Here is a 12,581-nt window from a genome sequence, read left to right on the forward strand (position 1 = left end):
CGCCATTCTTCTAAAACTTATCTTTTGCTTTACGTAATGCAATAAATTCTTCGACACTCTTACAACGTAAAAAAGGATTTAATGCTTTTTCTAAAGCTAATGTTGTCGGTAGTGTAGGCTTTTGCTCCTTGCGTAATTTCTCTATCTGTTGCGCATAATCTTGAAGAGCATCGCTATTTTCTACCGTTTGCGCGAAGCGTAAATTACTCAACGTGTATTCGTGAGCGGCACAAATTATCGTATCATCCGGCAGCTGTTTAATTTTCTGTAAGGAAGCAAACATTTGCTGATAATCCTCTGTAAAAACCCTGCCACAACCCAAAGAAAATAAGGTATCACCACAAAAGAGATAATTATCCACCAGATAACTTAAATGACCTGCTGTATGTCCTCCGGTTTCCAAAATACGAATGGAATAATAAGGCGTATGTTGCATACCGGCACTGACAATATGTGTGGCTAAATTTCCCACTTCTGCTGGAGCATAAATCGGTGCAAACGGATAATATTTACGCAATTCAGCTACACCACCAGTATGATCACTATGATTATGAGTAATTAAAATTGCTTCAATTTTAAGTTGGTGTTGCTGTAAAAAATCTTCAACCATCTCAGCTTCTGATGGATCAACAATTAATGCGTGCTGATTATCTCTGCTGTAACACCAAATATAGTTATCACTCAATGCCGGAATTGCCTTTAATAGCATCCTCTTACTCCTTTTCCTTAAAAATCTGTTTAATTTGCTGTGCCAAACCGCTGTAACGCTGGGTTTGTGTTCGCACTGCCGTTTTCCAAATCGTTTCCCGACTAAATACCGTAAACTCCTGTTTCGCTCGGGTAATTGCGGTATAGATAAGTTCTTTACTCAACAGCGGATTATATTCTGCCGGCAATACCAGCACGGTACGCGTAAATTCAGAACCTTGCGATTTATGTACGGTCATCACATAAGCCGGCTCAACACTAGGCACTCGGCTTGATAACACTTCACGGAATCCTTGCTCTGCTTCAAACCAAACTTTTAAATCTCCGTTTTTATCAGGTAATACTAAACCTATATCGCCATTAAACAAGCGACTGTTGTTATCATTTTGCAAAACAATCACCGGCTTACCGAGATACCATTCGTGTGTGTGTTGAAAACGGATATATTTCTTACGCCGTAACTGTTCTGCAATGCGTTGATTTAACTGCTCCACACCGAATTGCCCGTTACGCAATGCACTTAACAAACGTGCTTGTTTAAATAACATAAACGCCTTTGCAATCTCTGCCGGCTGCCAATTATTTTCACTTTGTACAAATTGAAAATAATCGGAATAAAGTTGAACTGCAAAATCCACCACCTGTTGATTGCTTGCTTCACCTTGTCGAAATAACGGCAGCACACGAATATCGTTATATTCAGAAAAAAGTTGCCAGCTTTCTTCAGCTTGACGTTGATTAACCGCCTTTGCCAACTGCCCAATTCCGGTATTTTGATTAAAACGATAGCTATGTTGCAAATGACAAAGCGTGTCACGAATAAAGTTCAGTTCATTACTAAATGCAAGCTGCTGTTCACAAACTGTTGCTAAAAAAGTCGCTTGTCGCTGGCTGTAATCAAATGATAAAAATTGCCCCAATTCCGCCATAATTGCACCGCTTTCCACCGAAGCCAATTGATCTTTATCACCTAAAAAGATCAATTTCGTACTCGGTTTTATGCTACGCAACAGTGTTGCCATCAATGCTAAATTAATCATTGAGGCTTCATCAATCACTAACACATCAATATTGAGCGGCTGTTGCTGATGATAACGTGGTTGGCTGTTGGGACGCATCCCCAATAAACGGTGAATGGTGGCTGCTTCCTGTGGCAACGTTTGTGATAAATCAAGCGGTAAATGAATGTTTTGAATCGCCTGATGTAATGATTCCGTTAATCGTGTTGCTGCTTTTCCGGTCGGTGCGGCTAATCGAATATTGAGCCAAGACTGGTTGCGTATTTTCTGCAACCATTGCAAACCAAGCAACAATTTGGCAACCGTTGTCGTTTTTCCTGTACCTGGGCCACCAGAAATAAAACTGATTGTTGATGAAAATGCCGTCGCTACCGCAATTTTCTGCCAGTCTGGCGATTGCTGAGAATGTGGAAATAATATTTGCAAAATTCGTTTCAAATCCATCAATTCATTCTGTTGATAGTGAATTAATCGACTATCGCTTAAACGTGCTGCAACATAGTGTTCATCTTGCCAAATTCGATGAAAATAGAGTGCATCAATTTCACCAATTTTTTTGCATACAATCGGTGTATTTTGCTGATCATTCACCGAAAAAGCCGGATGTTGTACTAAATTTGCTAACAATGCTTTCACATCATAAGGCACAAGCACATTCTCAATTTGTTGCAACAATGCCTGCTGTTCCGGCTGATATTTCAACTCGAACGGATTTTCTAATACACTTTTTGTCAAAAACAGACAACTATGCCCTTGTTGATTAGCAAAACTTAATAATGCAGCAAATAATGCAGCCAAATCATTAATCTCTTTTGTTTGCAACCGCCCTTGCCGTGCGATGTAATCGGCAAAATAGTAATCAATATTTTCAATCAATTTTTGATCACGTAATTGTTGTAATAATGCCAACATCATTCACCCCACAATTGATCCAATTTTTCAATCAATTCAACAGACGGCTTCGTAAAATAAACCCCTGTTTGCGCATTATTCTGCACCGCCATTCCACGTAAAAACAGATAAAACACGCCACCGAAATGTGTTTCATAGCGATAATTCGGATCACGCCATTTCAGATAACGATGTAATGCCAAACTGTAAATCAAATATTGCAAATCGTAACGTTGCGATGAGATCGCTTTTGCCAATTTATCCGGCTGATAATATTCGATACCATCTCCTAAAAAATTACTTTTATAATCAATTAGATAATATTTTCCATTCTGTCTAACAACCAGATCAACAAACCCTCGAATAACACCTTGAATCTCTTCAATCTGCACCGGATGTTGTTGATCATACAAAGGATGGTATTGTCTTAATATTTGGTTGAACTGTTGTTGATTAAATAAATTACCCAATTTGAGATAGAACTGCATTTCCATTAATTTATCTGTCGAAGCAACATTTGCCAAACAGCCCATTTCCGGCAATGGCTGTTGCAAAATATTGCTAAACCAAAGGTGTAATGGCTCAAGCCACTGTTCATCCAAACCAAGATACTGGCATAAGATTTGCAATGATTGCGTTTTTAGCAGCTGAGTAAAATCCAATTTTTCTAAAAAGGTGTGCAGCACTGAACCAACACCTGCTCCTTTCGGGAGATCAAACGGGGTAAAATGTTGAGGATAAATGGAAAGCGGCTTTGCTGAAGGCACTGTTTCTTCATCATCTACTTCAATTGCATTATCGGTATAATCTTGCGCATTATCGCTTAAATGTTCACCATACAATGCTTGCAATTTCGCCTGTAAAGCGGAAAAACTGGTTACTCGCCAATTTTTTTCAATGTTTTGATGAAATTGCCGTGCTGATAAGTGACTTGGTGTTGCCGCCTTCATTTGAAATCTCATATCATCTACTTCAGTCACCTTTTGTATTTCATAATTATCTGCCAATGCTTGTGTCAATAATGTGGCATAACTCACCTCTTTTTGCTCAACGTTCTGTTGTCCGCCCAACAACAGATAATCCAACGCAGTTAACTTTTTGCTATCCCATTTGCTAAATTTATTATTGATTGCATTAAAGGTTGCTGGTACGCCCACAATTAATTGATATTTCGCCCGTGTCAACGCCACATAAAGCAAACGCATCTCTTCCGCTTTAACTTCTCTTTCCACTTTTTCCGGTTGCTGATTGTGTAGATCCCAAATTAATTGTTTCTGCTCATCGTGATAAAAACCAAACGCCTCTTTGCGGTTTGAAGCCGGATTTAAAATAAATGGCAAACAAACGAGTGGATATTCCAAGCCTTTCGATTTATGAATAGTAATGATGCTAACAACATTTTGCTCCCGTTCCAAACGCAAACGGTTCTCTTCGCTATCACTATTTCCGCTCAATTGTAATTCAAACCAATTAAGCAATGCCTCTTCATTCTGTTGTTGATTCATCGCTTGTTGCAATAATTCACTTAAATGCAATAAATCAACCAAATAACGCTCGCTGAAATCAAATTGTTGCAACCGTAACGGAATCTGTTCCGCTTGGAAAAGTTGATACAGCATTGGTAACACACCTTGTGTCTGCCACACCGTTTGATAATGCAGTAAACGTTCAATCAACGCTGCCCACTCTGTTTCATTCTGTTTCAACTGATAAATTTGATCCGCTGTCAGTCCCCATAAGGTACAGCCTACAGCTGCCAACACCGCCCTTTCGTTAAACGGCGTTAAACAAGCACATAAAATACGATAAAGATCTTTTGCCGCCATACTGGTAAACACATTGGAACGCTCCGATAAATAAACCGAAGCAATACCTTTTTGTGCCAAAGCGCGTCTGATAATGTCGCTCTCTTTACCATTACGCACCAAAATCGCAATATCCTTTGCGGTAATTGCCTGTTTCTCTTGTCCATCAGCACCAAAATAGGCGTTTCCTTGTTGTGAAATCGTCAATAACTGTTGCAAATGGGAAGCAAACGCCTGTGCCATTATCTCCATTGTGAGACCGTTGTTTTCATCCTGTGTTAATTGCAATAGTTGCCACGCTTTTTGCACCTGCCCCTGAACATAAAAAGCACTCGTTTGTTGTGCCGCTTCAACAGGAATAAATTCAATTTCATCCAAATAAAACGGATTTTTTGCGTTTAAAAACAAATTGTTAATGCTTTCAATCAATTTGGTACTTGAGCGATAATTACGTTGTAACGTATAAATATGTTCTATCGCTTGGTGCTGTTCACTGCTATCTTTTATCGATAAATAGGTGAAAATATCCGCACCTCGAAAGCGATAAATCGCCTGTTTAGGATCGCCGATTACGGTAAATCCGGTGGTGGTTTCATTTGTTACAGCTTGTAGATAAATTTTTGAAAAAATGGCTAACTGTACAGGATCAGTATCCTGAAACTCATCAATCATAGCAAACGGATATTGTTGGCGAATCAAAGCGATTAATTTGTGGGCTGACGGTTTTTGAAGAACATCACGCAACATCCGCAGCAAATCATCAAATTGCTTTTCATTATGGCTATCTTGATAGTCAAAAATGCGTTGCCGTAATTCTGCCACATAAAGATAGTGCATTTTTTGGCAAAAATCATTTTGCGAAAACTGTTGCAAAAAATTTTTAAACTCAATCACAAAAGCTGGCAGTTCAACTTCTTTATTTTTCTTAAAATAGATCGGCAACAATTTTTCCGCTAAGGAAATTCTCTGCTCAATCGTTGTTGTTGCCGAAAGTACTGCATCGAAATAATCAGTAAATTTTTTGGATTTTGAACGTTGCTGATTCAAGTTTTCTTCATACTGTTTGAACCAATCGATAAACTCTGCTAAATATTGTTGTTCAAGCCGTTGAAACTGTTGTAGTTGGTGCTGATAATAATCCAATCCGGCACTTATATCGGTAAACGGTAACGTTTGATTGATTTTTGGCAGTTCCCCCTTTAACAGACGTTCATTCTGTTGAAACAATTTATCCGGAGTAACAAAAACCTGACGCACAATTTGAGCCTGTTCTGCCGAAATGGAATAAAATTTGTCTCGCCACAGCTGATAATTAACTTGCCGTAATTGCTCTCGATTCTGTTCTAACAACTCAAATTTAAAACCTAAACCTGAATCAAAAGCATATTGACGCAAAATACGTTGGCAAAAACCGTGAATCGTAAAAATTGCTGCTTTATCAATATATTCACAAGCAAAAGATAAACGTTGGATTGCAAGTGGTAATTGTGCTTCGATATAAGGTAACAATGCTAGTAGCTCATTATCCTTAATTTCACTTTTATCACGATTTTGTTGATAACTCTCCAATAATTTTAACCACAATTGGGTTCTTTCACGAATGCGTTGACGCAATTCCCGTGTCGCATCCCGAGTGAACGTTACCACTAAAATCTGCTCAATATCCAGCGGCGTAGGAAAATTATTCTCTCCCACCTGTAACAATAAACGCAAATAGAGCGTAACCATCGTATAAGTTTTACCTGTGCCGGCAGAAGCTTCAATAATATTATTCTGTGCTAAAGGTAATGTAATCACATTCAGTGGCGTATTCATTCTGTTCAAATTTACTTTAATAGAAATTAAAAGATTGGCTTGTTTAAATGAGAAGGTTGCCGAGCAACTGCTACGACAACCTTAATAATATTAGAAAGTTAATACTTTATCCGCCCATAAAGTCCATTCGGCAACATCTGCTAATGTGCCTAATGACACCCCTTCAATCAGCGGCTGTTTAGAGATCGCTCGTGCATTTGTGCAAGTGGTACATAATTTTACCTCTACCCCTAAACCGGTCAAAATGGCTAATACTTCCTGAACATTTGCACCTTCTTTAGGACTTTGCCCTTTTAAACCGGACAATACGGCATCAGAAAAACAGAAAATTTTCATTTCTACATCTTGGTTGTGTTCTTCTTTTAATGCCAATGCAAAACGCAACGCATTGAAAGTTTTTTCACCGCCATAAGGTGAATCATTTAAAATATAAAGTAGCTTTTGCATAGTAACCCCTTAATTTACAAAAATAATTTTAAGTAAAAATAATACAGCGATTAACCAGACCGGAATAGAAACCTCTTTGGCTTTTCCGGTAAAGAATTTCATCACACAGTAACTGATAAAACCAAGTGCAATCCCTTCGGTAATTGAGTAGGTAAATGGCATCATCGCCGCAGTAATAAACGCTGGTGTTGCCTCGGTTAAATCATCCCAACGCACTTTGATTAAACTGGAAGACATCAAAATACCAACATAGATCAATGCTCCAGCAGTTGCATATGGCGGCACAATAGACGCCAATGGCGAAATAAACATCACTATTAAGAACAAAATACCGACAACTACTGCAGTTAAACCGGTACGTCCTCCGACCGACACGCCGGCACTGCTTTCAATATAAGCGGTAACAGAAGAAGTCCCCAGATAAGCGCCTGTTACAGAACTGATACTATCGACATAAAGTGCCTGTTTCATTTTCGGGAAAGTGCCTTGAGCATTGCTGATGCCGGCTTTATCGGTTACCCCCAACAAGGTGCCTGAAGAGTCAAACAAATTCACTAACATAAAAGAGAAAATAATACCTAATAAATCACCTTGTAATGCACCGCCGATATCTACCTGACCGACAACGGAAGTAATGCTTGGTGGCATAGAGAAAATACCGTTAAATTCAGTTTTACCCAAAAGCAATGAAAGCACGGTAGTAACAATAATTGAAACCAACACCGAGGCGTGAATATTCTTAGATGAGAGAATGACAATAATGAAAAAGCCTAAAATGCCAAGTAAAACAGTCGATGAATGAAGATCACCCAAAGACATTAACGTCGCTTCATTCGGCACGATAATGCCGGCGTTATGAAAGCCCATTAAAGCAATGAATAAGCCGATTCCGGCAGTAATTCCGACACGCAAGCTGAGTGGAATTGAAGCGATGAGCCAATAACGGATTTGAAACAAGGTTAAAGTCAATAACCCAACTGCACCCCAAAAGATCGTTCCCATTCCGACCTGCCAAGATAAACCGATTTTGCTCACGACAACATAAGCAAAAAAGGCGTTTAACCCCATTGCCGGTGCTAAAGCAACCGGTAAATTGGCAAATAATCCCATAAAAATACTACCGAACGCCGCAATCAGACAGGTCGTAACAAACACGACTTGCGTATCCATCCCAGCCACACCGAGAATAGACGGATTAACGAACACAATATAGACCATTGTCAGAAAGGTGGTAATCCCAGCGATAATTTCAGTTTTAACATCTGTATTATGCTGTTCCAAATGGAAAAACTTCGCTAAAAAGCATTGATTTTGCATAAAAAAATACCTGTATGATAAACAAAAAAAGAAAGGAAAAGCGAGTAACAGGCTTTTCCTTTTAATTCTAGCAAAAAATGACTGACAGTTTTTGAGAAAAATTGAAATTTTTTACACGCCCTGCTCTTTTGCAATCAATAACACCTTTGAAAATAAACGGCGGAATAACAACGGGATAAATTGTGTTCCGTGTTTTTTAACCTCTCTTACAATCGCCAGTGCCAGATCCGGTTTGGAAGTATTTTGGATCGCACGCTGAATAATCTGTGATTTATTAAATTTATGATGTTGCGGCAGCCGAGCCAAACGCTTAAAAACATTATCAAAGCCATTATCAAAAAAATAATGCTCAATATCTTTTCGTGGCAACAGCGTTATTTTGTCCAAATAATGCTCATTTTCGCGCAATAACTCGGTCGCAATCGCCGCATATTTATGCCCGGCATCATCACCGTCTGTCAGCATATGCCACTCAATCCCCATTAAATTGGCATATTTTATCAACGGACGAATGCCGCATTGAGCAAATTCAACAATCCGTACACCCTCATTTTCAAGATTAAGATCCAAAATTCGTGCCAATTCATTTAAGATCCACACTTCGGTTTCGCCTTCAACAAAAATCCAAACCCGCGAAAACAACGCCAAACAGCGATTATAGTGAATATGAAAAGTCAAACGGCGGATATCCACTTTACCGAGATCGTGCCGATCCAGTTGATACGCCTGAATACGCTCAACACCTCTCTCTAATCGACAAATAGAGTGCAAAGGAACGTGTGCCAATAATTCCACTGAATTGGTCGTCATTAAACGTTGCAATGGAATATAGTTGACTAACTCCCACATAATTGACATTAAGCGCGGATGCAAGCGTGATTCCGGATCTTCAAACAGAATGATCGGATTGCTCATTTGCGAAAACAAACTTTTGTCATCCGGCAAAAAATGTTTCACCAGATAGACAAAAAAATAACGTTTTAAGTTCTCATCGCCGACTCGCAACTGTTCCGCCAATTTTTTTGCCTTTTGCCATAAAATGCTGGTATCTCCGACCACTGCCAGCCGTTCATTTTCGGGAATAAAGTAATAACGCAACAAAGACATCACTGCCGCAAATTGATCCAAAATTTCCGGCGCTAATTTTTTGCTTACTTTTACCGCCTGTAATTGCAATGGATGTTGTTGCAAACGCGCATCGCGGAAACGGTAAATCGTATGTCGTTGAATTAAACGACAGACCAATTTTTGTTGTTGCGCCATTTCTAACGGTAAGATATTTCCCTGGCCATCAATAAATGTATAACTAGTAGCAATTTCACCACTTTCTTGTGGTTCCGCAAAAACACGCAAGTAAATTCTGTAATAGCCATCTTCGTGAGATACTGCTACCGGATGCAAAAAATGGTGCATTTGTTGGTTTAATTCTTGCTGTTGCGATTCGCTAAAAGTAAATAACAAATTAATGGAAGTAGCGGATTTAATTTCAGCTTGATTTGATTGAAAAAAATCTTGCGGCTGAAATTGATAAAGTTGAGCCTCTTTATTAAAAACCAGACTTAATAGATCCAATAAACTCGATTTTCCCCACGCATTCTCACCAATTAACACCATATTAGAACGTAATTGGAAAGAGAGGCGATGAATACCGCGAAAGCCGACAATTTCAATCTGTTTAAGATACATAACGGATCCTACATCCTGATAAATATGCAATGTATCTTAGCACATTCCATCGCCTTTTATTTGACATTCCCCATTAATCTCCGATAATTATCGACTTTTACTTAATATCAAGACTGAATTATCATTTTTATGTTAGAAAGCTTATCCATTGTATTAGTGCCTCTTTTCTTAGGTTATTTAATTAAAAGTCACAACGTCACATTTATTCATTGGGTGAATAAATCAATAATGTGGTTGCTGTTTTTAATTCTGTTTGTGATGGGATGCTCGTTAGGTCAATTAGATGATTTAGCGAGAACCTTGCCTAATATAGCGTTCAAAGCCGCCGTATTCAGCCTTGTTATCCACGGTTTAAATATTCTCTGTTTAATGCTGTACGATAAACGCTATCCTGTATCAACTTTAAACTCACAAAAGCAAATGCCTTCCCGTTTGAAGATGATTTTAGACTCAGCAAAAATGTGCAGTATGGTCGTTTTAGGATTTATTATTGGTTTCTTAGGAAAAAACTATTTTAGTATTCCACACGGTTCAAGCACCTATGTGTTAATTGTTTTAATTTTTTTGGTTGGCATTCAACTTAGGAACAGTGGCATCAATCTACGCCAGGTTTTCTTTAATAAACACGGCATTGCTGTTTCAATTTTGTTGACTATTAGTTCTCTATGCGGTGGTATTTTAGCGGCATTGACATTACAACTATCTATTGTTCAAGGATTAGCGATTGCTTCCGGTATGGGATGGTATTCATTATCGAGTGTACTATTAAATGATGCTTGGGGACCTATTTGGGGAAGCATCGCTTTCTTCAATGATTTATCACGAGAAATCGCAAGCCTCTTTCTAATCCCGTTGTTTATGCATCATTTTAGAGCGACCGCTATCGGAATTGCAGGAGCAACCGCACTGGACTGCACGCTGCCGATTATTCAACGCAGTGGTGGTATTGAAGCCGTACCATTGGCAATCAGTTTCGGCTTTATTATTAATCTTGTAGTGCCAATGTTATTGAGCATTTTTATCAGCATTCCGCTTTAATACTTTTCGTCTATCACGCTAAAATAGCTTTTCTTAAACATTCTTATTAACGAGGAAAAAACAATTTTTCCTCGTTTCACTTATTTTATTCATCATTAAATTTACTGTTTCTCATTAATTTATAAATGTTTCATAACCGACATAAAAAGCCAACAACGCAAGAATAATTCCCATTATTCGATTAAAATAGTGTGCTTTTGATAAAAATGCCTGCCGTATTGCCGGTTTAGTAAAAAATAATGCCACAAATGTAAACCATAAAGCATTAACACTACACATCCATAAGCCATACCCAATTTTTAAAAACAAAGGTGTAGCCGGTGAAATTAATGAAGTAAAAATTGCTACAAAGAATAATACCGCTTTAGGATTTAGGACATTGGTTAAAAAACCGTTCAAAAACGCGCTATAAGAAGTTATTTCTTCGGCTTCAGCAGAAAAACTTTTATCACTCTCTTTGCCACTACGAATTAATAAATAGGCTAAATAGAGTAAATATAATGCCCCTAAAATGCGTATAACATTAAATAATGTACTCTGTTCGTGTAAAAATGATAAACCGATCAGAGAATAAATAACGTGAATAGAAATACCAAAACCTATCCCTATTGCAGTCATTGTTCCTATTTTTCTCCCGTAGCGAACACTATTTGCGGTGGTAACGGCAAGATCTGGTCCTGGCGACACTACAGCAAGAAAATGCACCAACACAAGCGTTAAAAATTCAGATAAATAACCATTCATTACTTAATTCCACATAATTTCTACCGTTAGTGGCAGATTTTTTCTAAATTTAAAGCGAGTTTACTCTCGTCCATCACCTAATAAATAAGCATATTTTTTAGTATTTTCGCTTGATTCCAACGCAATTTTCACTGCCATTGTCAGTGGCACTGAGAGTAACATTCCCACCGATCCCAACAACCAACCCCAAAAAATCAATGAGATAAAAACAACCAAAGTGGACAAGCCTAATGTTCTTCCCATCAAACGTGGTTCAATAATATTACCTATAATCATATTAATAACCAAAAAAGCTATCGCCACTAGCAAACTGTCACTATAACCATTTAGAATTAATGCTTGTACAACAACCGGAATAGCAGCTAAAACTGAACCGATATTAGGAATATAGTTAAGCAAAAAAGCAACCGTTCCCCAAAGCACCGCATACTGTATCCCTAATATTGCCAACGCTGCCCACACCAACACACCGGTTAACAAACTCACAAAAGTTTTAATTGCCAAATAACTAATGACACTATTTAACACTCGTTGAATATTCTCCAGCTCTTTTTTCTCCTGTTTATTTTGGAAAAAAATTGCCAATTTTTGTTTCATACTCGGTGCTTCAAACAGCATAAACACCACAATTAACAACAACACAAAACCATTGGTAATCACACCAGATATTCCAGTCAAAAGACGGCGGATCAGTCCCATAATAATATTCGGATCAAGATGTTCTTCAACAATAGTTTTTGGTAAAAAACGATATAAATCAAAACGATCCATAATTGCTGCCAAACCGGAAATACGTTGTGCTAATAACTGTTTGTAAGTTGGAATGGATGCGGAAAACTCATTCACAGCAGTACCAACCAAGCCGGCGAAAAAAGTCAATGCAATCACAATTAAGCCCAATAATGCGATAACCGCCAACCATAACGGCACTTTTAATTTAACTAAGAAATTAATAAGTGGCGTACAAACAATGGCCAAGAAAAGTGCTAGCAAAAACGGTACAATAATTTCAACAGCAGATTTAATTCCCGCTAAAATAATCACAAGACAGGCCAATATAATAATGACATTTTTAATATTGCTCTTAGCAACATTTGTTTCCATAGGATTT

At 38.1% G+C, this 12,581-nt stretch carries 9 protein-coding genes; 1 reads left to right on the forward strand and 8 read right to left on the reverse strand.

Annotation, left to right across the window (positions count from 1 at the left end; translation table 11 throughout):
- Positions 1 to 10 precede the first annotated feature (10 nt).
- From gloB to JP36_RS00145, 6 genes are all read right to left on the reverse strand, one after another.
- Positions 11 to 709, reverse strand: a complete 699-nt coding sequence (gene gloB / locus JP36_RS00120) for a hydroxyacylglutathione hydrolase (protein ID WP_039170713.1) — start codon at positions 707 to 709, stop codon at positions 11 to 13.
- A gap of 4 nt (positions 710 to 713) precedes the next feature.
- The gene (recD, locus tag JP36_RS00125; protein WP_039170716.1) at positions 714 to 2,639 is read right to left on the reverse strand and encodes an exodeoxyribonuclease V subunit alpha; all 1,926 of its coding nucleotides are present in this window, start codon (positions 2,637 to 2,639) and stop codon (positions 714 to 716) included.
- Positions 2,639 to 6,238 (reverse strand): exodeoxyribonuclease V subunit beta, encoded by a 3,600-nt coding sequence (gene recB / locus JP36_RS00130; protein WP_039170719.1) that lies wholly within the window; start codon positions 6,236 to 6,238, stop codon positions 2,639 to 2,641. The genes recD and recB overlap by 1 nt, the downstream gene beginning before the upstream one ends.
- A gap of 90 nt (positions 6,239 to 6,328) precedes the next feature.
- Complete coding sequence (locus JP36_RS00135) at positions 6,329 to 6,685, reverse strand: DsrE/DsrF/TusD sulfur relay family protein (RefSeq protein WP_039170721.1); 357 nt, start codon at positions 6,683 to 6,685, stop codon at positions 6,329 to 6,331.
- A 9-nt stretch (positions 6,686 to 6,694) separates the two neighbouring features.
- A complete protein-coding gene (locus tag JP36_RS00140; RefSeq protein ID WP_039170723.1) occupies positions 6,695 to 8,002 on the reverse strand; it encodes an NCS2 family permease in 1,308 nt (435 codons plus the stop codon).
- 111 nt (positions 8,003 to 8,113) lie between these two features.
- Positions 8,114 to 9,688 (reverse strand): DUF2813 domain-containing protein, encoded by a 1,575-nt coding sequence (locus tag JP36_RS00145; protein WP_039170726.1) that lies wholly within the window; start codon positions 9,686 to 9,688, stop codon positions 8,114 to 8,116.
- Positions 9,689 to 9,817: 129 nt separating this feature from the next.
- On the opposite strand from JP36_RS00145, the gene JP36_RS00150 reads away from it, so the two are divergent.
- A complete protein-coding gene (locus JP36_RS00150; protein ID WP_039170727.1) occupies positions 9,818 to 10,726 on the forward strand; it encodes a lysine exporter LysO family protein in 909 nt (302 codons plus the stop codon).
- 114 nt (positions 10,727 to 10,840) lie between these two features.
- Here the strand turns inward: JP36_RS00150 and JP36_RS00155 are convergent, their stop codons facing one another.
- Both JP36_RS00155 and JP36_RS00160 read right to left on the reverse strand, forming a co-directional pair.
- Positions 10,841 to 11,470, reverse strand: coding sequence for a LysE family translocator (locus tag JP36_RS00155; protein ID WP_039170732.1), 630 nt, complete (start codon positions 11,468 to 11,470; stop codon positions 10,841 to 10,843).
- A 60-nt stretch (positions 11,471 to 11,530) separates the two neighbouring features.
- A complete protein-coding gene (locus tag JP36_RS00160) occupies positions 11,531 to 12,574 on the reverse strand; it encodes an AI-2E family transporter (protein WP_039170735.1) in 1,044 nt (347 codons plus the stop codon).
- Positions 12,575 to 12,581 lie beyond the last annotated feature (7 nt).

Source organism: Gallibacterium genomosp. 1, from assembly GCF_000771875.1.
Lineage (GTDB): Bacteria > Pseudomonadota > Gammaproteobacteria > Enterobacterales > Pasteurellaceae > Gallibacterium.